The 24,868-nt window shown below is 63.0% G+C and carries 18 protein-coding genes; 15 read left to right on the plus strand and 3 right to left on the minus strand.

Going from position 1 to position 24,868, the window contains the following annotated elements; translation table 11 throughout:
* Nucleotides 1-189 precede the first annotated feature (189 nt).
* From NCW75_03925 to NCW75_03970, 10 genes are all read left to right on the plus strand, one after another.
* The gene (locus NCW75_03925; protein ID UYV13437.1) at nt 190-924 is read left to right on the plus strand and encodes a hypothetical protein; all 735 of its coding nucleotides are present in this window, start codon (nt 190-192) and stop codon (nt 922-924) included.
* Nucleotides 925-1,004: 80 nt separating this feature from the next.
* Nucleotides 1,005-2,342, plus strand: a complete 1,338-nt coding sequence (locus tag NCW75_03930; GenBank protein ID UYV13438.1) for a hypothetical protein — start codon at nt 1,005-1,007, stop codon at nt 2,340-2,342.
* Nucleotides 2,339-2,590 (plus strand): helix-turn-helix domain-containing protein, encoded by a 252-nt coding sequence (locus NCW75_03935; GenBank protein ID UYV13439.1) that lies wholly within the window; start codon nt 2,339-2,341, stop codon nt 2,588-2,590. Before NCW75_03930 ends, NCW75_03935 begins: the two co-directional genes overlap by 4 nt.
* A gap of 9 nt (nt 2,591-2,599) precedes the next feature.
* Entirely contained in the window at nt 2,600-2,935 is a 336-nt protein-coding gene (locus NCW75_03940) for a hypothetical protein (GenBank protein UYV13440.1), read from the plus strand.
* Nucleotides 2,932-3,444: a hypothetical protein gene (locus tag NCW75_03945; protein UYV13441.1), complete on the plus strand. Its 513-nt coding sequence runs from the start codon at nt 2,932-2,934 to the stop codon at nt 3,442-3,444. Before NCW75_03940 ends, NCW75_03945 begins: the two co-directional genes overlap by 4 nt.
* Entirely contained in the window at nt 3,374-4,528 is a 1,155-nt protein-coding gene (gene terL, locus NCW75_03950) for a phage terminase large subunit (GenBank protein UYV13442.1), read from the plus strand. Before NCW75_03945 ends, terL begins: the two co-directional genes overlap by 71 nt.
* Nucleotides 4,529-4,933: 405 nt before the next feature.
* Complete coding sequence (locus NCW75_03955; GenBank protein UYV13443.1) at nt 4,934-5,506, plus strand: hypothetical protein; 573 nt, start codon at nt 4,934-4,936, stop codon at nt 5,504-5,506.
* Nucleotides 5,431-5,778 carry a DUF2924 domain-containing protein gene (locus NCW75_03960; protein UYV14223.1) on the plus strand — a complete coding sequence of 116 codons (348 nt, stop codon included), beginning with the start codon at nt 5,431-5,433 and terminating at the stop codon, nt 5,776-5,778. Before NCW75_03955 ends, NCW75_03960 begins: the two co-directional genes overlap by 76 nt.
* Before the next feature lie 10 nt (nt 5,779-5,788).
* Nucleotides 5,789-6,805 (plus strand): recombinase family protein, encoded by a 1,017-nt coding sequence (locus tag NCW75_03965; GenBank protein UYV13444.1) that lies wholly within the window; start codon nt 5,789-5,791, stop codon nt 6,803-6,805.
* Nucleotides 6,802-7,512, plus strand: coding sequence for a hypothetical protein (locus tag NCW75_03970; GenBank protein ID UYV13445.1), 711 nt, complete (start codon nt 6,802-6,804; stop codon nt 7,510-7,512). The genes NCW75_03965 and NCW75_03970 overlap by 4 nt, the downstream gene beginning before the upstream one ends.
* Before the next feature lie 554 nt (nt 7,513-8,066).
* On the opposite strand, the gene NCW75_03975 is transcribed toward NCW75_03970, so the two are convergent.
* A complete protein-coding gene (locus NCW75_03975) occupies nt 8,067-9,266 on the minus strand; it encodes an integrin alpha (GenBank protein UYV13446.1) in 1,200 nt (399 codons plus the stop codon).
* Between the two features lie 687 nt (nt 9,267-9,953).
* On the opposite strand from NCW75_03975, the gene NCW75_03980 reads away from it, so the two are divergent.
* From NCW75_03980 to NCW75_03995, 4 genes are all read left to right on the plus strand, one after another.
* Nucleotides 9,954-10,526 carry an ECF-type sigma factor gene (locus NCW75_03980; GenBank protein ID UYV13447.1) on the plus strand — a complete coding sequence of 191 codons (573 nt, stop codon included), beginning with the start codon at nt 9,954-9,956 and terminating at the stop codon, nt 10,524-10,526.
* 2 nt (nt 10,527-10,528) lie between these two features.
* A complete protein-coding gene (locus NCW75_03985; GenBank protein ID UYV13448.1) occupies nt 10,529-12,808 on the plus strand; it encodes a protein kinase in 2,280 nt (759 codons plus the stop codon).
* 240 nt (nt 12,809-13,048) lie between these two features.
* Complete coding sequence (locus tag NCW75_03990; protein UYV13449.1) at nt 13,049-13,864, plus strand: hypothetical protein; 816 nt, start codon at nt 13,049-13,051, stop codon at nt 13,862-13,864.
* A 91-nt stretch (nt 13,865-13,955) separates the two neighbouring features.
* The gene (locus NCW75_03995; GenBank protein ID UYV13450.1) at nt 13,956-14,930 is read left to right on the plus strand and encodes a hypothetical protein; all 975 of its coding nucleotides are present in this window, start codon (nt 13,956-13,958) and stop codon (nt 14,928-14,930) included.
* A gap of 232 nt (nt 14,931-15,162) precedes the next feature.
* Here NCW75_03995 and NCW75_04000 read toward each other — a convergent pair.
* Both NCW75_04000 and NCW75_04005 read right to left on the minus strand, forming a co-directional pair.
* Nucleotides 15,163-16,268 (minus strand): IS3 family transposase gene (locus NCW75_04000; protein UYV13451.1). Its coding sequence is split into 2 segments (ribosomal slippage): nt 15,163-16,013 and nt 16,013-16,268, totalling 1,107 coding nucleotides; the frame shifts between segments, so codons are not numbered across the junction.
* Nucleotides 16,269-16,951: 683 nt separating this feature from the next.
* Entirely contained in the window at nt 16,952-23,386 is a 6,435-nt protein-coding gene (locus NCW75_04005) for a hypothetical protein (GenBank protein UYV13452.1), read from the minus strand.
* Nucleotides 23,387-24,091: 705 nt separating this feature from the next.
* On the opposite strand from NCW75_04005, the gene NCW75_04010 reads away from it, so the two are divergent.
* Nucleotides 24,092-24,865 carry a hypothetical protein gene (locus tag NCW75_04010; protein UYV13453.1) on the plus strand — a complete coding sequence of 258 codons (774 nt, stop codon included), beginning with the start codon at nt 24,092-24,094 and terminating at the stop codon, nt 24,863-24,865.
* The last annotated feature ends 3 nt before the right edge of the window (nt 24,866-24,868 follow it).

Genomic DNA, 24,868 nt, shown 5'->3' on the forward strand with positions numbered 1-24,868 from the left:
TATCCACGTCAAAGCAACTGCGTCGAGATTATCACATCAATCGTGTGGACTGACATCGTGCGCTTGTCGCCGTTTCTCTACCAACCTGAGGATCCCTAGCAGGCCAGGTTACCCAATGAGCTGTGTGGTCTGCTTGGGCGCAATGCAACAGCTAGGCTGTGATTCTCTCCTTTGCGGCGTATTAGTACGATGTGTATTGCCACGCCGCTCGACACGCTAGGCAGCCTCATCCATGAGCATACGGAACACGGTTTCCTCGGCATGGCGACTCTCGAAGTAGGCGACTTGACACCCTTCTGGATGACGAAGATTCAGATCTACAACGAAGATGGGATCTATCGCGGCGGCCAGCTGGATCTAGACACGGACAACGCCCTGAATTGCCGCGTATGGCCCGGTCGCCCTTGCGCAGGCTGCACGGAATCGCTGATCGACGCGAGCGGCTTCGGGAATCCGATCGAAGACGGTTGCTGGTTTCTGATCTTCTCCAGTGATGCCCCCCAGATCGAGGGGGCGGCACCCGAGGGGCAGGATGGCGTGGACGTCAATTCCCATGCCATCCGGATCTCTGCTGGGACGGCGATGCGATGGCTTGAGCGATTGGGGCTCGAGCCACCAGAGGATCTGGTTGCCTGGATCTCTCGGGAAGAGTCCACGGGCGATCAGGATCCCGACCGACCGACCACCGACACGCTGATGACCGACGGCCAGTGTGAGGTCTGGGAGCTCCTCGACGGGCAGGCAATGACAGCCAAGGAACTTGCGGCACAGCTCCCTGGCAGGCCAAGCGAAGAGGCCGTTCGTCAGCGGGTTCGCGAGATCAAGCGATCCGGCCAGCAGATTGCAAACAAGCCGGGCCGGGGCTACTACCGGCCGGATTCACCACCCGATGATCTGCGGCTCACCGCGCAATCGGGTCCGTGATCTCGCGTGAGTCACGGCGGGCTCACGCACATTCGAGCGATGACGAGCGTTAGTTCATATGTAGCCAAAAGGAGGCGCACATGAACATGAAGAGTATCACCATCGAGTCGATCAACCCCGCCCCGTACAACCCACGCGAGGATCTGCAGCCTGAAGATCCACGATTCCAGAAGCTCCAGCAGAGCGTCGAGGAGTTCGGCCTCGTGTGGAACTCGCAAACCGGCAATCTTGTCGGCGGCCATCAGCGGCTCAAGGTCCTGATCGCTAATGGCGAGACGCAGGATCCCGTCGTCGTGGTGGACCTCACGCCCGACAAGGAGAAAGCCCTCAATCTTGCGCTCAACAAGATCCAGGGCGGTTGGGACGACACCAAGCTGGCGGAGTTACTGGATGGGCTCATCGACTCCGAGGAAGTCGATCTCGATCTTACTGGCTTCGAGGTCGATGAAGCACAAGATCTCATCGATCGGCTGCTGGACGGCATCACGGGCGTCGAAGATGAGCAGGATGTTGATCATGTACCGAATACGTCGAGCGAGCCGGTCACTAGGCCCGGCGATCTGATCCTGCTCGGCCGAGACCCTGCCAGCCAGCACCGCCTGCTCTGCGGGGATTCGACCGATCCCGAGCAGGTGCGCATGCTGATGGATGGCCAGCGTGCGGTGTTGTTCGCGACCGATCCGCCCTACCTCGTCGATTACAACGGCACAAACCACCCCGGCGGCCGGTCCAAGAAGGGGAAGCGGAACGCGCCAAAGGACTGGTCGGACTCTTACGGGAAGACCTGGGACGACGCATCGGCCAACCCCGAACTGTACGAGAAGTTCGTCCGGGCCGCAGTGGAAGAGGCGGTTGCTCCAAACGCCGCGTGGTACTGCTGGCACGCCAGCCGGCGGCAGGCGATGCTGGAGGCCGCTTGGGAGAAGGCCGGTGCCTTCGTGCATTGCCAGATCATCTGGACGAAGAACAAGGGCGTGCCCACCCGGACCTGGTACCTCTGGCGGCACGAGCCGTGCTTCATGGGCTGGCTCAGGGGTAGCCCGCCCGCGCGACGCGATGAAACAAGACTCCCGACGGTGTGGGAGATCGACACGATCCCCAACGGTGCCGACCGGCCGGACCACCCAACACCAAAACCCCTCGAGGTCTTCGAGTGGCCGATGCGGCAGCACACGCGTCGGGGCGAGATCTGCTACGAGCCGTTCGCGGGCAGCGGCCAGCAGGTGATCGCCGCGCAGAAGCTTGGCCGGCGGTGCTTTGCAATAGAGATCAGCCCGGCGTACTGCGATCTGATCGTGCGACGCTATATCAAGCTGGCCGGCGAGGACGCTGTGGAGCCAGAAGTCGCCGAGCGGTATCGAGTGGAGCATGTATCGAACCAACCGGATGTCGAGCCCGGGGAAGGCGAGGCGGCATGAGCGAAGCCAATGATCACAGCACGAAGACTCGTGAGCAGGGGGTCCTCCGCCTGCTGGCAGACCTCAAATCGGGCGAGGTTAATGCCAGCCAATTGACGATTCCCGAGCGTCGCCAGTGCGTCGCGCACCTCCATTTCGAGGGCATCGGAGTGCCACAGACGGCCGAGATCCTGAATGTCTGCGAGCGCACCGTCCGTCGGGATCGTGGGGCGATCGCCGAAGAGAACGCGATCCAGCCCAACTCGTAGCTCGCGGCGGTGCTGGCCGGGCGCCTTGTGGGTGAGATGGAAGCGGCCCACGCCCGCATCCTGCAGGTGACGCGGGACAAGAAGACCCCTCCCGGCGTCAGGGTCGACGGCGCGAAGGCGTGCTTCGACATGCTTGACCGCATGCTGCAGCGGATGCAATCGATGGGCTTCCTGCCCTCGGCCACGCAGAAGATCTCGGCGGATCTGAATCACACGGGTGGGGACCTCCGGGCCCTGGCAGATCTGGAAGCCGAACTGCGACGCGTCAGGGAGATCGCAGGGCAGGCGGATGATTCCGACACGGGTAGCGACGGTTCTCAAGCTGATCGTCAGGACGTGGCTTGATCGCCAGCATCGACGATCAGGTGTTCAAGGTGCGTCGAGGGTTGTCTGCGAATCGCCGGGATCTGGGCGGTCGGTCGCCGGCGGTCTTCGCGAGGGTCTACCTGGACGCCCACTTCGCGCTGCCGGCCTCGCGGATGCACACCGAGATGTTCGAGATGGTGGGCAAGGCCACCGAAACGCGCGGCCAGCGGATCGCGGTGGCGGCACCCCGTGGCCACGCCAAGAGCACGGTCGTCAGCGTGGCGTACCTGCTGTGGTCGGTCCTCTACGGGCATGAGCCGCACGTGCTGTTGATCTCGGCCACACGCGAGCAGGCCAAGCAGCACCTGCGCAACGTACGCCAGGAGCTGCAATCCAACGAGCGGATCCGCGAGGACTTCCCGGAGCTCTTCCCCGGGCGTGGCACCGGCAAGACCAGCCCGTGGCGGAGCGTTGCTCATGCCGAACGGCACGATGATCCGGGCCTTGGGTGCCGGTCAGGGCGTGCGCGGACTCAAGCACCGGCATGACCGGCCGACGCTCATCCCAGTCGACGATCTTGAGAACCAGGAAGAGTGCGCCTCGGCCGAGCAGCGGCACAAGCTGTGGGACTGGTTCCACAACACCCTCCTCAAGGCTGGGACCGGCCGCACCAATGTCATCGTGGTCGGGACGATCGTCCACTACGACTCGCTGCTGGCCAAGCTCACCGCGCCCACGCTCGAGCGTGGCAAGGGCGTGGGCTGGGACCGCCGGCTCTATCGCGCCGTGGAAGAGTTCGCCGCGCGTAGTGATCTATGGGATCGCTGGGAAGCGATCCGCTACGGTGAGGAGGAGCATGATGACCAGACCGGGCCGGAGGCCTCGGGCGCGTACTTCAGGGCCAACCGCCAGCAGATGCTCCGTGGCACAAAGGTACTCTGGGGCGAGCGCGAGACCTACCTCGAGCTGATCCAGATGCGAGCCGACGAGGGGCGAGTGAGCTTCCAATGCGAGAAGCAGAACGAGCCGGTCGATCCCGAAGAGTGCCTCTTTAGCCAGGCGAGCCTGCGGTATTGGGACGACGATTACCCCGACGTCGCGCGGCTGCTGCGTCGGCTGGGTCCGGGCGTAAAGTTCTACGGCGCGTGCGATCCGAGCCTCGGGAGGAGCGCGAACCGGGGTGATTTCACTGCCATAGTCACGCTGGCCCAGAGCGCCGAGACCAAGACGCTCTACGTGATCGATGCCGACATCGCGCGGCGTACGCCCGATCAGACGATTGCCCGGATCGTGGCGTTGTCCCAGGCGTACAAGTACCGCGGCTTCGCGTTCGAGTCGAACCAGTTCCAGGAGGTGCTCGCCGAGCAGCTCCGCAAGCGGGCCCGCGAGGCCGGCGTGTCGCTCTACCCCAAGTCGGTGACCAACACGACCCACAAGCAGACACGGATCGAGAGCCTCGAACCGCTCGTGGTGAGCGGGCAACTCCGGTTCAGTCGTCGCCACCAACTCTTGCTCGAACAACTGCGGCAGTTCCGCCTGGCGGCCCACGATGATGGGCCGGACGCCCTGGAGATGGCCGTCGAAATGGCTCGCAAGCATCGGGTGAGCGGGGGCCAGACGCGGGTGCTGTAGCCCCGGATGCCACGATGCGAGATTTCTGCCTCGGCTACCCGGGTTTCACCTTGACTTGCTGGTAGCACATACGCTAAGCCACGAGGTGTCCCGGCGATGGTCGCCGGGGCTGCCCTCCGTGGGTTGAGGAGCGCTACCCAGAGATCCTGGCCGCCCAAGGCGGCCGACAACCGAGCGACGCGTAGGCGTCAAGCTGCTGTTTCCCAGGAAACCGCCAACCTGAGCGAGCCGGTCCGCCCGGCCGCTCTTGAACAAGAACGGCGGCACTTGTGCCACGCCCCAGACGGGGGCGTCGGCCATGTGCTGTGTTCTTGTGCCCCTTGGCGGGGGTCCTGGGAGCGGCCTTGGTTCGACGCTCCCTTTTTGTTCGAACCCGCCGCCGAGCGTCCCTCTTGGAGCCAAGCAATGGCCATGAAGCCGTGTCGAGATTGCGGTGCGACAGTCAGCACGAAGGCCAAGGCGTGCCCCAGATGCGGGGCGCGACGCAAAAAGAGGATGGGCTGCGGGACGATCCTGCTCGCGGTTGTCGGTGCCATCGTGATCGGTGGGGCAGTGCTCGTGGCAGTCGGCCGGATCACCGCCTACCAGCAGCCAGTGGAAGCCCCCGATCCAACGGTGGACCGATCGATGCATCGTCTAATTGATGCCATCGCGCTGGACGACGACGAAGGAACGGCGAAGCCCGATGCACGAATCGTCGCCTTGCTCGAAGATTTGGACGAGTTTCGCTTCACGGCATCGTTTAAGGAACATGGTTTGGGACCTGGGGGTCCGTACCACCAGTGGCTCGAGCGCGTCGAAGCGATCCAGCACGATGAGGCCGAGCCGTTGTTGGTCCGAGTCGCCGCGAGCGATGGGTTGCCATTCGCGCCCGAGGCGATCCACCGCGGTTCAAGCAAGCGCTGGTCCGCGGCATCACCTGGCACATCCAGGAACGACAACACGGCGGCCTTAACGCGGAGACCCGCCGCTTGCTGAAATCGGCGATCCGGCACGCTCCCGATCCCGCCCAGAAACAGGAGACCCGTGCCCGAAAGCGGCGAGTAACCGCCCAGCTCCGGACTGGCAGCGTTCTGATTCGAACCTGGCGCGGCCGTGAGCACAAGGTCACGGTCCTCGAAGATGGCGAGCGTTTTCGTTACCGCGACACCGAGTACCGCAGCCTCTCCGAGATCGCCCGCGAGATCACGGGCGCTCGCTGGTCGGGGCCGCGCTTCTTTGGCCTCAAGAAGCTTAAGAACATCGCGTGAGGATTCAGCCATGAAGACCATCCGTTGCGCGATCTACACCCGCAAGTCCACCGAGGAGGGGCTCGACCAAGCGTTCAACTCGCTCGATGCCCAGCGCGAGGCCGGGCTGGATTACATCAAGAGCCAGAAGCACGAGGGCTGGAAGGCAGTCCCGGCGCACTACGATGATGGTGGATTCTCGGGCGGCACTATGAAGCGACCCGGACTTGCGCAACTCATGGATGACATCGACAAGGGAGGTGTTGATGTTGTTGTGGTGTACAAGGTCGATCGTCTCAGCCGCTCGCTTGGCGACTTCGCCCAGATGATGCAGCTGTTCGACGAGAAGCAAGTCTCGTTCGTCTCGGTGACGCAGCAGTTCAACACAACGACCTCGATGGGTCGGCTCACGCTGAACATGCTACTGAGCTTCGCCCAGTTCGAGCGCGACGTGGCGGGCGAGCGCATCCGCGACAAGATCGCTGCGACCAAGAAGAAGGGCTATTGGGTCTGCGGCCAGCCACCGCTTGGCTACCGCCTCCAACGAGACGACGAGCCGCGAGGGCTCTACGTCATTCCCGACGAAGCGAAACTTGTTCGTGTAATCTTCAACCGTTTCATCAAGCTGAGATCACCGATCGCGGTCGCTGAAGAGCTCAACAATGCCGGCCACACCACGAAGCAGTGGACCAGCAGTACCGGTCGCGTTCACGGTGGTAAGCCGTTGACGCAGAAGTACATCCACAAGATCCTCACGAACCCGACCTATATCGGCAAGGTTACCCACACCCGGAACGGTCACACCGAGATCCATGACGCCGCCACAAGCCCATCATCGATCAAGCGACATGGGATCACGCACGCGGCTGCATCAGCGCCAGGGATAAGAACACTCTTCAGCGGTGGACCCATCCGCACCTGCTCAAGGGCAAGCTCCGTACCGAAGACGGCTTCGCTATTAGCCCGACGAGCATCCACCGGCCACTGGCCAAGTGCGGCACTGCCAACCCCAGCAACGGCCAGAAGCGCATCATCCGCTACTACGTGAGCCAAAAGGCCATCAAGCATGGATTCAAGACCTGCCCCATCAAGTCCATCAACGCGGAGCACCTAGACGAGCTCGTCCGCGGAATCGTCTTAGACCACCTCGACCACGGACCACTCGACGCCCAACAGGTCGAGGTCCGCGACCACTGGATCCGTACGATCATCAGTCTGGTGACGCTTACCGAGACCACGCTATCGATCTACATTGACAACAACCAGATCCACTACCTGCGAGAATACGACTTCGGTACCACGATCGATGCTGCGCCATCTCGTCCGACCTGCTCTTACAAGCCGGAGACGGACAATCACGGGCACTCGATCCGCCTGAGCCTCAACATCCGGATCAAAAAGCTCGACGGTCGACGCGTGCTTCTCTCGCTCGATGGACGTCACTTGGTCATGTCGTCGAATCCCGAACCCAAGCAACACATCGTGAACGCCATAGGCCTCGCGTACCGCTGGCACAACGAACTGGTAAAGAGCGGCCAGCAGATTCGCGAGTTCGCACACTCGAGCGGTATTGCTCGCACACGAATCCTGAAGCTGCTCCCGCTCGTGAACCTCGGCCCCGAGGTCCTCCGCAATGCACTTACTGGCACCCTTGCGCCGAGCATCACTCTGAATGACCTGCTCGAAGCTGCCAAGCATCCAGACTGGGCACATCAGGCGCGTGCGCTTGGCCTCGGCCAACAGGTCGCCGGCTAATTCAGCGCGAGGACACTGCTCATATCGCCACGAGAGACGCTTGCTCGAATCAAGCCCAAATCGGGATGGTCTGGCAAGTACCGAGCGTCTCTACAACGCCACGAGATCGCCGAATTCCCGCGATATTCGGGGGTTTCGCGCGAATTCAGCGGACGCTCTGTAGCCATACAAAATGCGAAAGCGGAGAGGGGGGGATTCGAAACGGGGGGATGTTCGGATCGGCCTTGAGACTCTGCAAACGCGGTATGTGCTGTCGTTACAAGCATTTGTGCATTCCGGGCAGTTGCTTTTCGTTGCCGATTCTTGCCGGTCTTGAGGCGCGCATTTGGAACTCACCCTGGAACTCAGGGCGAGGCGCAGTTGCCCTCCACGCGACAAGATCCATTGGTTCTCGTACACTCGGTTTTCAACTCAGACTCCAAACAAAGGCAGGATTCTTGCGCGAAACCTCACCCTACGGATGGATCAGGAAATGGGTACGAGCGCAAACCACACCCCATCCGCCGACCGGTGCTGGTCGGCGGATGGGGGCGTGTGAGACTTGGAGCGTTGGATCAGCAGCCGTCAGCGAACTGGTTCTGGAAATTGAGGAAATCGAAGATGTTCAGGACTCCGTTGCCGTCGAAGTCGGCGATCGGATCGCCAGCATCGAACGCATTCTGGAACGCAAGGAAGTCGAACAGCGTCAGCTCGCCGTCACCATCGAGGTCGGCCAAGCTCTGGCAGGACTTTGTGAGATGCAGCAATACAACTGCCCCTCCTGTGACCGGACCGGCACCTGCACCAGCCACGACACTCATCGATCCGTCGCCACGCAAGTCGCCGACGAAACCCATCGCCCGACCGAATCGGTCGCCATCAACGATCGGGAGTTCGTCGGGATGCGTTAGTTCGCTGATCTTAAACCATTCTCGCACGCTGCCGTCGGTCTGGAGGAAACAAACGAATACTGCGCCACGGTCCTCACCACCGTCGTCATCACGGTTGCTTCCGACGATGATGTCGGGCACTCCGTCACCATCCCAATCGCCGAGGGGCGCGAGTGCCATTCCGAAAATATCATCATCGTTGAGTTCGCCGTCGAATCCGCCTGCACCATCACCGATCTCGGTGGCCGCGATCGGTGCGAGTGTCTCATCGAGCATGACGACCCAGAACGCGCCACGATCACGGCCACTCCCGTCATCGAGGAAAGCGCCGACCGCGAGGTCTGGATGGCCGTCGCCGTTCACGTCCCCGAGCGAGCAGATATGACGCCCGCCGAACGAATCACCAGGAAGGACCGGGACGTCGTCGCCGTCGATCTTGCGGACCGCCGAGGCTGTACCCGCCGCGGTGAGCGAGATCACGTAGGCAGCCCCTGCTCGGGTGCCGGTGGTGCCATCATTGGGAGCGCCGACGAGAAGTTCGACCAACCCGTCGCCATCGAGATCGCCGCTGCATCCAGCGGCCTGTCCGAACTGGTCACCGGCCGAGAGGATATCGCCGAGTCCGCCGGCGGAATTTGAGATCTTACTTGTGATCTTGACCGTCCCATCCGGCTGCATGAATAGCACATAGATCGCCCCTGCGTTGGATCCCCCGTCGTCATCGTTCGGGGCACCAATCGCAAGATCCCGCACGCCATCACCGTCGACATCCCCGAGGAGTGCGAGAGAATAACCAAAGAAATCCCCCGGCTCGAGCGTCACGCCCAGATCGCCGGAGAAGTTCGATATTTTGGTATAGCTGCGCACCGTGCCGTCGGTGCGCATGAACAGGATGTACACCGCCCCGGCATCAACACCCCCGTCATCGTCAGAGCGTGCTCCGACGGCCATGTCCGGCACGCCATCGCGGTCGAGGTCACCGATCCCGATCGCGGAACGTCCGAATCGATCGCCACCATCCAAGACTCCCAACAACGCGCCAACGGTACCGTCGATTCGCTGAGCGCCCTGGAGTGTGACCAGCGGTTGGCCTTGGGCTTGCGCCGTACTCGCGAAAACCGATAGCGCAAGCGCTGTCGACGAAAGAGTCCAGTGTGTGAAGTGCCGAGAATGCATCGCGTGTCTCCCTCTTTGCGAGAACCAACGCGTTAGTACCATACACATTGCAGGAGAAGGGGGATTCGAAACGGCCAATCCTCGCAGATCGGCCTGAGAGGCCTGTAGATGCCCTATGTCCATAACAGACAAAGAGTTCCGAGTCCGTGTGAATGCGATGCTTTGCCGGTTCTTGTCGGTCTTGAGGCGCAGATTTGGAACTCATGCTGGAACTCAGCGCTGCGCTCTGACCTGCTTCCTGACCCATTCGTAGGGTGAGGTCTCGGGCAAGAATCCGGCCTCGCAGTTTGGGTCCTGTTTGATCAATTGGCAAGCGAATGTTCGCAGATGCGGACAACCATCCTGCTTTTCGAGGATAGAGGCACTGGGGCCTGGACCTCGCAATAATCCCTATCTATGCCAGTACAGCAAGACCACCGAGCTGAAGACCTTCTGCCGGATGTCTATGCCCGCCTTCGGGCGATCGCCCGACGATCGATGAACGGTGAGCGGGCCGACCACACGCTCGGGGCGACGGCCTTGGTGCATGAGGCTTATCTGCGGTTGGCCGGGCGACCCCAGCAAGCCGGTGGTTGGGCCAACGAAGCGCACTTCTTCGTGGCCGCGGCCGAAGCGATGCGGCGGGTGCTCGTGGACCACGCGCGTGGCCGCATGCGAATCAAGCGCGGTGGCGATGGGATGGCCGCCGCGCGAAAGCTGGACCCCTCGACGCTCGAAAACGTCTCCTGCGTGGCCGCCGAAGCCGGGCCGGAGGCGATCTTGGCCCTTGATGAGGCATTTTCACGCCTCGAACAAGAGGATCCCCGCGGAGCGGCCGTGGTGCGGCTGCGCTTCTATGCCGGCCTGAGCGTGGAACAGAGCGCGGTCGTGCTGGGCGTGAGTGATCGGACGATCAAACGGGAGTGGGCCTTCGCCCGTGCCCGGCTGTTCGACCTGCTGAGTGTTCCGGCCGAAGAACAGGAGTCATGACGATGGACGAGCGCAGGTTGACGGTCGACGCGAAGCTCATTTTTGCCGAAGCGATGGAATTGCCCGACGACCAGCGCGAGGCCTACATCGCGCGCGCCTGCGGTGATCGGTCGGATCTGCGGTCCTTTGTCGAGCGTTTGCTGGCCGCCAACGACCAGGCAGGTAGGTTCATGCACACCCCCACCGGCGGCGGCCACCCCCCGGCCGGCACAGGGAGCGACCAGCCGGTAGGCGCAGACCGCTCATCGTCAATTCGCCGGCGGGTTGGCTCGTTCGAGTTGGTGCGGCGGATTGGCGAGGGGGCGTTCGGTGAGGTCTATCTGGCGAACCAGTTGGAGCCCATCAGGCGCGATGTGGCTGTCAAGTTGTTGCGTGAGGGCCTCGATTCACGGTACGTGGTCTCGAGGTTCGAGGCCGAGCGTCAGGCCCTGGCGATGCTCGACCATCCGAACATCGCTCGGCTCCTCGACGCCGGCACCAGCGATGACGGGCGGCCCTTCTTCGCGATGGACCTCGTTCGCGGTACGCGGATCACCGAGCACGCCGACGCGAACCGCTTGAACCTCCGCGAGCGCGTGCGCCTGCTGATCGGGGCCTGCCGGGGCGTGCAGCACGCCCACGAGGCGGGCCTGATCCACCGCGATCTGAAGCCGGCCAACATCCTGGTCGAAGTTCGCGATGACCGTGCGATCGCCCGGGTGATCGACTTTGGCATCGCTCGGGCGGTGCGTTCCAGCATCGACGCAACCAACCAGACCTTGCACGGCCAGGTCTTGGGCACGCCCGCATACATGAGCCCCGAGCAGGCGCGCGGCGGGGCCGATGTGGACTCACGCGCAGATGTTTATTCGTTGGGCTGCGTGTTGTACGAACTGCTCACCGGCACCACGCCCCTGGAGGCATCGGAACTCCGCGGGGCGCCCCAAGGCGACCTGCATCGGGCGATCGCCGAGCGCACGCTCACGCTGCCGAGCGATCGCATGCAGGCGATGGGCGACGGCGTGCGTGCCATCGCACGGCTGCGCAACGTTGAGTCGTCCGGTATCGGGCGTTTGCTCCGTGGCGAGCTCGACTGGATCTGCGCGTGCGCGCTCGATCGAGAGTCTCAGAATCGCTACGCCACCGCCGGCGCGCTCGCCGACGATCTGGAGCGATGGCTCGACGGGCGGCACATCACCGCGGCACCCAAGCGACAGCGGGTAGCCCGGGCACGGCGCCTGGCGATACGCAACGCAACTCGGTTACGCTGGACGGGCGGGATCGCCGCAGTCCTGGCGCTCGGATTCGTGTGGGGTGCCGGATGGGTGCCCGGAGTTCCGGGGGTTCGGGAACTCATGCAGCGCAGCGTCGAGACCTACTCCAGCGGGCAGCGATACGGATTGCCCCGCGGCGCGTGGGTGAACGGCATGAGCGTCAACCGAGCGGGTGGGGTGTACTCGCTGGTCGGCGGTGGCCGGGACAACCGTGCCGGGGCCGACCATGCCGTGGTTGGAGGCGGGCGGGGCAATATCGCGGCGGGAGACGCTGCCACCGTCGGCGGCGGATTCCAGAACCACGCGTTGGATCGCCACAACTCGATCTCGGGAGGTTTCAAGAACCTGACCAGAGGATCGTCGGCAACCGTCGGCGGTGGCGAGAGCAATACCGCCTCGGCGTACGCGTCGGTCGTCCCCGGCGGGATGCTCAACGAGGCGAGCGGGTACGCCACCTTCGCGGCGGGTGCGGGCGCGGTTGCATCGGACTTTGGTTCGTTCGTGTGGTCCGACAAGGGGGATCCCAACGAACGCTACTCCGATGGGGATGAGTCTCAGCCGTCGCAGGGCAGTCGTTCATTTACAGCGCGGGCCCTGGGTGGCTTCCACCTCTTTACCCAGTACGGCACCAAGGCCCTGCTCCGCCATGGCGAGGGATCCTGGAGCCACAACCTCGCCGACGAATCCCGGGTTGATCGTGAGCCGGTCGATTCAGAAACTGTTCTCGATGCGCTGGCGGCACTCCAGTTGGAGACCTTCCGCTACCACCAGCAGGACGCCACGCTCGCCGACGGCGAGCCCATCCGGCACCTTGCCCCGGGGGGCGAGGCCTTCCATGCTGCGTTCGGCCTGGGCATCCCCGACGGTCACGTCACGAGCGCTGACCTGGACGGCGTGGCCCTGGCTGCGATCCAGGGGCTGATCGAGCGGCTTGAACTGCAACAGCGTCAGATCGAGCTCCAGCAGTCCCAGTTGCGAACACAGTCCGAGCGCATTGCCGAGCTCGAGCGGCGAAACGCGGGCGGCTGAGCCGCGAGGGCGATGGCCGGTCGTTCGAGTGCGTGGATGGCCGACACGGGCTCAGTGCGGTCGATTCAATTTAATTCTTCATAATGTGGCCCCATGCAACGACGGACATCGCTTCCTGAAGCGACCGGCCGGTTGTATCGGCATGGGTCGTCTCGCGTGAGGGGTGTGTCCCCACGCTCTAATCTCTACCGAGGCCACCCAGCGGCCTTGAGGCCACACATATGCCAGAAGGAATCCACCGTGCCTCACCAAATGTCTTGTCGCTACGCCGCGCTCGCCCTGACCACAGCTGCGCCTCTCGCCTTGGCCCAAGCTGGGACGATCGATGTGCCGCTGGACCTCTCGAGCCAGTTCAACATCAACTCGCCGTACGACCCGATCGGCCCCTTGGGTGCATTCGAATCACCCCAGGGCGTCCCGTTTGAGCTGGGCACCAACCCGGCCCTATTCATGTGGAGCGGCGACTGGACCGATCGCACGACGTGCTGCGCCGTTGCCGAGCTCTCGATCGACACCGATCTGGCTCGTGCCGAAACCGTGTTCATGCTCATCAACACCGCCTGGGGCCAAGCCGGGCCGACCAGCTACATCTCGGTCGAGTTCTTTGGCGATGGTGGTGCCTACCACCGGCACGACCTCGTGGGCAACGTCGACGTTCGAGACTGGCGGATGACGTCGTGGACGAACTTCCTCGACCCCGATGGCATCACCGAGAACGCCTGGTCCGGCTCCCACCCCACGTGGGGCGACGTCCGCATCGACATGCAGCGGTTTGATCTTCCCGCCGCGTTCGCCGATCAGACGCTCGAGCGGATCATCGTGACCGACACCGGTCGGCGCGACTTCCAGCGGGCGCTGGTGACGGCCGCAACGGCCCGGATTTCCAGTTGCAAGGCCGACGTTGATGGTGACGGCGAGCTCACGCTCTTCGACTTCCTCGCGTTTCAGAACCTGTTTAGCGCCGAAGACATGGCAGCCGATTGCGACGGCGATGGCGAGCTGACCATCTTCGACTTCCTTGCGTTCCAGAACGCGTTCGCGGGTGGTTGCGCCTGATCGACCAGACTTTCTTTTCAATCACATCACACGAAAGGACTTCCAAGTGCATAACGAAACGAACCATGCTCCGATACGCCCAACAACCCTCTTGGCAGCCGCCGCGATCACCCTCGGATCCGCTGGCACCGCCCTGGCCCAGGACGGCGTGCTGCACCTCACCTCGGACATCGTGAATTGCTTCTTACAGGAAGACGCCGACACGATCGTCTACCAGGACGGCGCCTGGCAGACGCTGTACAGCCGGCCCTTCTGCGTACCGGTTCCCGATGGCGATCCCTTGTGCGGGTGCGGGCCGACGGCGCTGGCGGTCGACCAAGACGCCCGGCGGGTCTACTTCACGGACGGCGCGGGCAGCCAGATCGGCTGGTGGGACAGCAGCGATGGCTCGTTCGAGGCCTCCACCGTGGTGCTCCCCCTGTCACTCACGGCGATGGCATTCAACGGCGCCAACGGCATGCTCTACGGCATCGACCGCAACCCGTTGGTCCCCAAGGTCCTGCGGATCGATCCGGACGGATTCGAGACGACCCAGTTGTTCAATTATCTTGGGACGGACTACCGCTTCAGAGACCTCAGCTACAACCCCGCCGACGAGACCTTCTACGCCTACAACGACGATCCCTCGACTACCCAGCCCGAGGGCGTGTACAGCATCGACATGGCCACCGAAGAGATCACCCTGGTGGCCAGCGCGCCGTGCAGCGGGTGCGAACTCGCGCTGGCCGTCTGGGGCGACGACCTCACTCTGTTGGGCTTGTCGGGCGAAGACTCGTACCAAGGCACGCTCAGCGCTGGCGGGGGCTGGTCGGTCTTTACCCCCTCACCCAGCCCCACCGACGCGCTCGAGCAACGTGGCACCGCCGTGGCCGGGTGGTTGACCACGGCGAGCGAGCCGTGCAAGGCCGATCTGGACGGTGACGGCGAGCTTACGCTCTTCGACTTCCTCGCGTTCCAGAATCTCTTCGGTACCGGCGATGTAGCCGCTGATTTCGATGGCGACGGTGAGCTAACCATCTTCGATTTTCTTGCGTTTCAGAATCTGTTCGCAACGGGTTGTTCGTAGGCAGCGCGTGATACGGCCCAATCACATTCCGGAATCACAGGATCCCACCCCGCGGGACACACACAAACCCGCCGGGCTATGGCGGTTAGTTTTGCTTCAAACTGCTCCCGGTGACCTGCCCCCGCTTGTTGTACTGCGCTCAAACCCATTTCTTGGTCCAATCGCAGGTTGAAGACTTACGCAGGTGCGCTTGTCCCCGTTCTTGTACCAGCTCGAGGGTTAGGGATCTGCATCATCCGGCCGGGTCCGCCTGGCCGGATGATACAGCGAATTCCTCGGGGGCCAGGCTTCCCAAGGCGCTGTGTGGTCTGTCCCGATTGTAATGTAGCCGCCAGGCTGCGATCTTCTCCCTGGCATCGTCAAGTGAAAGAAACCAGTTCTCGTTGAGGCACTCGGCGCGGATCCGCCCGTTGAAGGCCTCGATCAGCCCGTTGTCTGTAGGCTTTCCGGGCCGGCTGAAGTCCAAGCGCACGCCGTTCAGGTACGCCCACTGGTCCAGGCGTTTGCTGGTAAACTCGCTGCCATTGTCCACGCGAATCTTCACTGGTAGTGCACCTCGTTTGGCCTTGATCCGATCCAGCACGCGGGCGACATCGTCGCCACGCAAGCCGCTGGCCACCTCGATCGCCAGGCTCTCGCGTGTGAAGTCATCCACTATCGTCAGCAGGCGGAAGCGGCGGCCATCGAAGAGCTGATCCGACATGAAATCCATGCTCCAGCTCTCATTGGCGTGAGTCGCCTTGGTCAATTCGGGCCGTGTCACGCCGCTCCGATGCCGACGCGGCTTGTGCCGGCCAACACAGAGGCCCTCTTCCCGATAGAGCCTGTAGATCCGCTTGCGATTCACACACCAGCCCTCCCGACGAAGCTTGATCCAGATCCGTTGGTAGCCCCACGTGACATGCACACCCGCGATCTCGCGGATGCGGCTCCGCAGTGTGGCCTGATCGTCCTTGACGCTCTCGTAGCGTTGTGTGGCGCGGGGATGGCGGAGCACCTCGCACGCACGACGTTCGCTTACGCCATACGCCGACCGCGTCCGCTTCACCATCTCGCGGCGACGACCAGGCCTCAGAGCTTTCCCTTGAGGGCGTCCTGGAGGATGTGCTTGTCGAGACTGAGATCCGCGACGAGCTGTTTCAGCTTGCGATTCTCTTCCTCGAGTGCCTTCAGCCGACGCACCTCGGCCACGCCCATCCCGGCGAACTTCTTCTTCCACCGATAGAAGGTCTGCTCAGAAACACCCAGCTTCCGGCAGACCTCTCGCACGGGCGTGCCACCCTCGGCTTGCCTGAGCGCGAACGCGATCTGCTCCTCGGTAAATCTGCTCTTCTTCATCGTCCTGGCCTCCAAACAGAGGCCGGATTCTTGCCGAATCCCTCACACTACGGATGGACCAGAAAATGGGTACGAGCGCACGACCTAACTATATTGTCGTTCTCCATTTCGGCAAGAAGTGTCATTTATTGAATTTTGTTCCGCACTCTGGACAAACCAAGGCAGTTAGATCAACCAAGCAGTATCCACACTCCATACAACACTTGGCACGCCTGCGACTTCGCCTGACAGAGCATCTTATCGCTACATACGTTACGCATACCACAAATGTAGCTGCTACTGTGTTGAGGGCAAATGCAGTTGGAGCAACTGAGCGAGATGCCGCCTTGGACGCATTTACACCTCTCAAACTATCGTACACACTGGGGAGTTCTTCGCCTCGTTCTAGATAATCCTGAAGTATCTCTGCTTCTCTGAGGGACATGGGTCGCCATGAAGAGCGAATCGAGTGGCCGTACCAAACAAATGGATACCCATATTTGAGTGACATGGTAACACCGGCAGAGCCGTCATCAGTATTAAGTTGCGACACTGGGCCACCATGAACTTCTTTTTCCGATCGCGCCACCTTCGGCTCCAACAAACCTTGGAGGTGCGCCCATCTGGCTATTGCTGTAACACCCAACACGCAAATGACGGCGAGGATATACAACCCAAGTGCAGTAGTAGTCGTTTTTTTTAGATTATTCATCTGGGCATTCAGCTTCGGCAGCTATGCGCGCACTTTCGGACGAAACGCGACACTTCGAGTACTCAGCGCGCAAGCTTGCTGGAGGACTTCCAAAGCAACCACCTAGGTTTGCGCTTGCACGGCAAATCATCTCCGCAGCCGCAGCGACCTTCCCTGCCTCACACAGGCATTTTTCTCTTCCTTCTCCAGTACATGGTGTCGAAGTTATACATGCAGCAGTCGCTTGGTATGCCCAAGCTTCATTACAGAAAGCCATCTGATTGCTGCTGGTTTGGTTAGGAACACCCCCGTCTTCAACACCTGCGCAATCATAAATCTCTGTGTTTATCAATTCGTGTATTGCAGTACATTTATCAAGATTCGGCAAGGTACCAGGTGCTAGCGGACCAGTGCATACACAGGCGATCACTTCTTCGTCATGGCATGTAACTATCCCGGCGCCCTTACCGTCGGAACAGACTTGTTGGCATGTTGCTTGCTCAGGCGTAGGATCTTGTCCTGGCGACACCGGCAATATGCCCTCGTCCGGATCGATAATAGGGAGACAATCACGCAGACATTCTCCCTTTCCACCTTGTTGAAAGCAACATTCCATGCAGCTAGTAAAAGTGTCTTTCTTGCTGCAATCTTGTTTCGTGAGCCCGCCCTGCTGTGTCTGTCCAAGGCCCACACCGACACCACTCGCATTCCCACTGCGGTGGATCATTCTCCCGAGCTCGGTGTGATAGACACCACTGCGCAGGAGGCCGACGGTCACGATGTCCTTGCTAAACGTCGCACCCGTCGCGCCCACGGTCGACGCATCCCTACTGAGCACATCCCACCCCATGCTGGCGTTGGTGGTGTAGCCCGCGTCCGTGGAGTCGACGTCACCGTCGAGGTCCACATCGGCCAGCGCCTGGTGGGACGTCGACCAGCCGGTGATGGCCGTGTCGTCCGAGCCATCGAAGTCGCCGTCGAAGTCGGTGTCGCCGGCCACCATGCCAAACACTCTCCCGTACGGGCTGAAGTGCGCACGCTCACGCTGCACGGCGGCTTCGTCGATCGTCACGACCGGATCCTGCCGCCAGTTCTGCAGCACGTACCACCGCTCGTCCTCGGTCTGGGGGCTTCCGGATGTGAGGAAGGTCCGACGCATGACGACTGAGTCTAGGTTGCTCGCCCCGCCGTAGCCGTCCAGGCCCGCCTGGTGGTACAGGGTCTCCTCCAAGTAATCGGACCCGTCGTGCCGGCTGACGAGCCGCCAGCGGTCGTCGTACACAAGATGTTCGGTATCGGTGCCATCACCCTCGGTGATCCGCTGGCCCAGCCCGTTGTACCGATACTCGGCCACCACGTTCGCCGTGCCACGCTCGAGGATCGTCGCCAGCCGGTTCCACGCGTCGTACTCGTAGTCGTAATCGGCGCCATCGTCGATCAGGTTCCCGTTCTCGTCGTAGTCCAGCGTCAGGTCGTCCGTCCCGTCGCCGTTCGTGTCCCGCTTGATCCACTCGTTGGCGTTGTTGAAGTGGGCACTGGCACCGCTGAGCACGTTCAGGTCGTTGACGTCGTTCGTGCCGTCGTCGTCGCGGTCGATCACACGCGTCGCCCAGTTGCCGGTGATGCCAAGCGTCCAATCTCGTTCCTCACGCTGTGTGCCGGTGATCGACGAGCCGTTCCAATTCCCGCGATCCTCGCCGAGCACGCGGCCGAGGTCGTCGAGCGTGTACGCCCGGTCGTAGTACCGGGTGCCGCTCGTGTTGGCCATCACATTGTCCACCGTGGCCTCGATGTCGCCACGCTCGTTGTAGGTCAGGTCCACGTCGTAGAAGTCGAAATCGCTACCGGTCGCCGGGTCGTCCTTCGTCCAGGTCCACGTCGTCGGCCGGTTGAACCGATCCAGCTGCGTGTAATCACCCAACGAATCGAACCGCTCGCCGTACACGTCCGGCTCGGGAAGCGTCGTCCCCACCAGCCCGCTCGTGCCCAGGTAGTCGTACGTCGCCACCGTCACCGCACTAAATCCCTTGACCAGGTTCACCTGCGACACGCGCACCAGCGTCTGGTCCAAGCCGCTGCCGGGCACGATGTAGTTGGCCTTGTACCCCGTGGGGAAGACCATTGTGACGCGGCGGATCGCCTTGCGGCCGCCAGAAGGAACAGCCTTCGCGTAGGTGAACTCCACGTCGTGCGCGTTGCCGCTGATCACCGAATCGTGGTCCTGGGCGATCTTGGTCGCGTTGCCCCAGCCGTCATAGCTGTACTTGACCTCGTCGGTCACCGTGCCGCTCGTCGCCGCGTCGTACTGGGTCACCGTGTCCAAGAGACCGCGATCCAGGTAGGCCTGCTCCACGCGGCGCACCGCGCCGTCGAAGCCACCCGCTAGAGTTTCGACGGCCGAGGCCGTCGACCGGCCCAGCACGTCGTAGGTCGTCTCGATGACGTTGCCGGCCTGGTCCTCGCGCCGCACCACCTGGCCCTGCGCGTTGTACCCGAACGAGACCACGTCCGCGTCGCTCGTATCGATATCCGAGCCCTCGTCGGCCGTGTTGGTCGAGTCGGGATAGACCACCGCGCGCAGCATCCGACCGGACGCCACCTCGCTCTTGCCGGTGCTCACCGTGCCCTTGGCCACGCCGTACACCCACCGGGTGATCTGGTCATCGGCCGTGCTCGGGTTCGCCGCCACGTCCTTGGTCCCGTCGGCGTCCTGGTCCACGATCATGCGAGTCCGCAGCCCATCGACATACTCAAACCACGTGATCAGGTCATCGTCGCCCGTGGCCGAGCTGGGCGTGCCGTTGACGTAGTTCCGCGTCACCTGGGTCTGCCGGCCCAGGTCGTCGTAGGTGAACCGCGTCGTGATGTTCTCGGGGTCGACCGAATCCTCCACCTCGCCCTCGTCGTTGTACACCGTGTCGCTCACGATGACGGTCGACACGCCCTGCGCGGGTGCCGCCAGCGCGTCGCGATCGAAGGTCGCCCCGCCGTTGGTGCCGTAGAAGGCGCTGGTCACCGGCCGGTCCAGCACGTCGTACCACATCGCGCTGATCTGGATCCGCCCGGTAATGTTTCCACTGGTGAAGGCCAGCAGGTCGGTGTCCGCCCCGCTGTCCAATTTTCCGGTCGAGCTCGTGTCGTCGTGGTCACGCTGGATAGCCGCCGAGGCGAAGACCAGATTCGAGTCGTTCGACTCATACGCGGTGACCGTCTGCTCCATCACGTGGTCGCCGGTGACGTCGTCCGCGTGCGCATACAAGGTATCGTCGGTCTTGCCCAGCACAAACCGGTCGGTCGCCCGGCCCAGCCGGTCGTACTCGGTCTTGGCTAGCTGCCCGCCCTGCACCTTGATCGTCCGGCCCACCTCGTCATACCACGTCAGGCTCTCCAAGGTGTCGCTGCTGGCACCGGTCGATTGATTAATCTCGTGCCGCTCGCTCTGCCACACCCGCCCACGCGAGTCGTAGTCCATCTCGCTCAGGGCGACACGATTACTTGTCACGCTCGTCGGATCACTGGAAACGGTCAGCCCGCTCACCGAGCTGTACGTGCCAGCCGCCAGCGTCCGGCCCAGGTTGTCCAATTTCACGAGCGAGTGCGGGGCCGCCGCGCTCTGGGTCAGGATCGTCCGGCCACGCACGTCGTGCGTAAACAGCGTGTCACGACGATCCGTTGTGCCGTCCTCGACAAACGCGGTCGTCTTGGTGACGTAGCTGTTTCCGCCATCGCTGCCGGCGTCGTACACGGTCTCGGACACCTTGACCATGTTGTTCGTGCCCGAGGTGTCACCGCCCTCGTCGCCGTTGTCGTTCGTCCCGACCTCGCTGGACTCCATCCGGCCCAGCACGTCGTACACCGCACGGCTCACCGTGCCCGTCGCGTCCTTGGTCCGGATCCGACGACCCATCCCGTCGTACGCGAATGTCGTCTCGTCAAAGTTCGTCCCGGTAACCCCGGCCCCGCTCGCGGGGATCACAAAGTAGCTCCGGCTCTCCTCGAGCAAGGCGCCCGACTCAGTGTAGAGCGCGGTCGAGTACCGCGACACCGTGCCGTGGCTCACCGCCAGCAGCGGATCGGTATCGGTCTCGTCGATCCAGCTCGACAGCCCGGTCGTCGTGCTGCCGCCGCTCATGGCCACTTGCATCGAGGCCACGCCGTTGCCCGCGTGGTCCGCGACCGAAACGCCCACAGGCCCGTAGTAGGTCGTCGGCCCGCTGGTCACCAGCGGGATGCTCACCGTCACCGGTCGCCGATCGACCAGGACCGTCCGGTACACCTCGCTCACGTCGCCATCGGGTGCGGTTACCTGCGTGCGCCGCCCCTGGTCGTCGTAGGCGTACGTCGTCGTGACGCCCCAGCCATCGCCGGTCTCGGTGATACCAAAGACCCCATTGGGGTCCGCGTCGTACGTGCTCGCCGCGTTCAGCGTCGCGTCGCGGATCGACTCGACCATCAGACCATCCACGTATTCTGTGTAGTCGTAGATGCCGTCCTCGGCTTTCCGGAACGCCGTGTGCCCGTTCTGACGCACGTACGCGATCAGGGTGTGCGTCGTGTTCTCGCCGTTCTCGGCGGTGACCACCGCCGGCAGCGTCGTCGTAATGACCTTCGGGCGGATATACCCGATGTCCGTCGCCGTCCCGCTCCACCAGGTCCGGCCGACCGTCGTCTCGTCGTAGTCCGCCGCCACGAGCGACGCGGACGTTTCATCATCGGCGAAGACCGCGCGCTGCGCATCAACGAACGGCACATCAAGCGTCGCGCTCCCGATCGTCAGGCTCCGCGTCTCGTAGTCCATCTGACGCTCGACATACGCCGTCCCCGTCGCGCCATCCTTGAATTCGTAGCCCTCGACGAAGCCGGTCAGCGACCCGCTCGACACGCGATCGACCACCCGCACCAGCCCCGCGCCGTTCGACCGCGTGAAGGCCCCCGTCGAGTGCGTGTACGCCGTGATATTCGCTGGCGTGGCGATCTCGTCCACCAGCGCGTCGCTCCCGCGCACCGCCAGCGTCGCCCACGTGTTCGTTGGCGAGGCCGAGGGATCCGCGTCGGTCTTCACCTCGCCGAAGACCTGCCCGCCCTCGTCAAACAGCGTGCTCACCCAAAGCCCGTCGGGCTGCTCCACGATCGCGCGACGCTTCCACGCGTCGTCGTACGGCGACGCCTCGCTCCCATTGGTCCCGTACGTGATCTCGTGCTCGCCGTTGGCCCCGCCCGAGCAGCCGCACCGGCCGTTGAACCACGCCTTGTCCACCTGGCGGGACGAGTTGTACTCGAAGTACGCCGCCGCGTACGGCTTCAGCAGGGTCTCGCTCATCCCCAGCGGGGTGTCATTAAAGGTGCTGTCGTCGTAGTCCGCCGCCCGGTACCCCTCGGACTCCACGATGTACTGCAACGCGCTCGGGTGCCCAGGGTTCGAGTTGTCGCTGAAGGCGCCCGACCAGTACCGGTAGTATTTCTTGGTCACCAGGCTCTGCCCGCTCTCGTTGGTCGGCACCGTCACCGTCACCGTCTTCAGGTCGTCCTCGCTGCCGTAGCTCTCGGAGATCCCGTAGTATGTGTACTCGACCAAGCCCACCTCGGTGACTGTTCCAGGAGAAGACCAATCGCCGCTCGAACAGATGTCCACCTCCACGCTCGTCAGCATGCCACCCGTATACGTGTAGCTGTACCGCCGCCCGCCGTTGGAGATCGAGTCGAAGGCCTCTAAGACCCGCCCACTCCCGTCGAAGCCGTTCGTGATCGCCGTCGAACCCGTGGTGTCGTCGCCCACAAACGCGGTATCACCATCCGGCCCGATCTTCTTCCACAATTGGCCCGCAGCGACGCCAGCGTCACCGTCGAACCCGAAGAAGACCAAGCGCGTCCCATCGGGCTGCGTGAGCGTGTACGTGTCCGGCTCGCTCCCCGCACCGGCCGCGTACTGCACCACGCCCGTGGCCCCATTAACCCCCTGGAACTCGTCATCACTCACGCCGATCCGCTTGAACGCCGCGTAGCGGTCCGCACCGGCCACCAGATACAGCACGTCCAGATCGTCCGTCGCTCCCTCAAACAACGAGATCTCGGGGTTCGCCATCGCCCAGTTGTTGCCCTGCGGGCCCTGGCTCACGTGGTGGCCCGAGTCGTCCTGGCGCGTGTTGTACGTCCGCCCGATCACCCAGCCCCCACCAGGATCCGCCGGAAACGCCAGATCCACGTCCGTCACCTGCACCGCGCCGTTGAACAGGTCCACGTACCCGCCCAGCGTGCGTTTGCTGTTGAAGCCAAGGTCCGAGCCCGAGTGGCCGGGAATGACCCCGCCCATCAGGCCGCCCGCGCGCATCGATCCGTCCAGATGCACGCCACGCTGGCCCGCGCGGGGCGCGAGATCCTGTACGCTTGTGGGCGAGGCCTGGTAGGTCACCAGCTGCGCGTCGTAGAGGTTCAAGACGTCATCGGCCAACGAAGAAGATGAGAGCGCAAGCCCCGCGACTACCGCGCAAGCGAACGCGCCGGATCCCTTCCAACGGCCGCGAGATCGCACACCCCCCCGGGTGTCGACAGCAGGGCCATTCGCCCTCCCAGCCATCCGCGGCATGCCACGCAGACCGATTGCCCGACCGTTGGTATTCGCTTGACGCATTGTGTCGCCTCCGACGATAGCTACGGGGATCGCGCCCCGCCCCTTGAGCCATTCGCTCGCGGGGGGTTCTCGTTCACACTGGGTTTCCCGAAACAACTCGATCCGGTACACATCTGCACAAACTGATTCGAACAGATTCGTATTGTCACGACCACGCGCACGCACCGGAACAACTCGACGGGGGGCAATGATCGCTCACCCACCATTGGAACGCCGAATCCGAGTCCATGCAAGCGGACAAACCCTAGTTTTGAAGAAAAACTTGCACACCCCCCCGAACGGGCTAGGCACTTCAACGCAGCCGGAAGTCCTCATGCGTTTTGCGCGTAAATGCGCTTGCAACGTGAACCGTTCCGGGTATAACAGAGATGTTCGCCGCCGGTGTTCTCGCGACGGACCAATCCCGGATGTGTTCAAGACGTGCCACGCGATGCCAAAGTAGAGCATCACATGCACCAATTCGAGAACCCCGTATCCACGCCCGCACGCAATGCAATGGAATCGCGGGCCAAATAGGAGAATGCCATGACCATCAATCCAACCAAGCTCTGGCTCCCCGTCGGCAGCGTCACCGCAGCAGCGGGTGCCATGCTCATCGCGGGATTCATCAGCTCGACACCAAAGCCCACAGCCGCCGGGGCCTTCACCGCGCGGGCCATCCTCCAGATGGTCACGCCCGAGCTGCACGACGTCGATCGCGAGCTGCGCCGTGTCGGGATCACGCCAGAAGCACTTGCGGTGGTTGGTGTCGACGCGGTGGGAACGACCGGGATCACGACCAAGGCCGTTACCCACCTGGACGTGACCAACTACACCAGCCTCCGCCAGGCGATGGCCGCTCATGGCTCGGCCAAAGCCGAGATGCAGCGGCTCCAGCGCGCCTTCCGGGCCGGCACGCCCGGCGAGGCCACACAGCAGCACCTCGACGACGCCATCGCGCTCGAAGCCTCGACACGGGCCACGATGGAAGCACGCCAGGGCGACCTGTTCGACGCCGCCACCGACGGGCTGGGCGGGAACATCCTCGCCGATCTGGCCGACATCAAGTCCGAACGGGATCTTCGCTATCCCGAGTACTACAAGGTCGCCGATCGGACCCACGCCCAGGCCATCGCCCTCCGCGACGCCCTCAACGGCGTCCGAATCGACGCCAAGCTCGGGCAGGATCCCTTAGACCACCACCAGACCATCATCAGCGACGAGCTCGCCAAGATCGACGTCGCCGCGGCAAAGACGAGCTTCGACACCAACCTCGACGCCATCGTCACCGCATGGCAGCTCGTACTCGACCCGGCATAAAGA

The organism is Phycisphaera sp. (genome assembly GCA_025916675.1).
Taxonomy (GTDB): domain Bacteria; phylum Planctomycetota; class Phycisphaerae; order Phycisphaerales; family UBA1924; genus JAHCJI01.

Coding starts and splice junctions, on each gene's coding strand:
- NCW75_03925 (UYV13437.1), top strand. CDS start 190: ATGTGTATTGCCACGCCGCTCGACACGCTAGGCAGCCTCATCCATGAG.
- NCW75_03930 (UYV13438.1), top strand. CDS start 1,005: ATGAACATGAAGAGTATCACCATCGAGTCGATCAACCCCGCCCCGTAC.
- NCW75_03935 (UYV13439.1), top strand. CDS start 2,339: ATGAGCGAAGCCAATGATCACAGCACGAAGACTCGTGAGCAGGGGGTC.
- terL (UYV13442.1), top strand. CDS start 3,374: ATGCCGAACGGCACGATGATCCGGGCCTTGGGTGCCGGTCAGGGCGTG.
- NCW75_03955 (UYV13443.1), top strand. CDS start 4,934: ATGGCCATGAAGCCGTGTCGAGATTGCGGTGCGACAGTCAGCACGAAG.
- NCW75_03965 (UYV13444.1), top strand. CDS start 5,789: ATGAAGACCATCCGTTGCGCGATCTACACCCGCAAGTCCACCGAGGAG.
- NCW75_03975 (UYV13446.1), bottom strand. CDS start 9,266: ATGCGCACCGACGGCACGGTGCGCAGCTATACCAAAATATCGAACTTC.
- NCW75_03980 (UYV13447.1), top strand. CDS start 9,954: ATGCCAGTACAGCAAGACCACCGAGCTGAAGACCTTCTGCCGGATGTC.
- NCW75_03985 (UYV13448.1), top strand. CDS start 10,529: ATGGACGAGCGCAGGTTGACGGTCGACGCGAAGCTCATTTTTGCCGAA.
- NCW75_04010 (UYV13453.1), top strand. CDS start 24,092: ATGACCATCAATCCAACCAAGCTCTGGCTCCCCGTCGGCAGCGTCACC.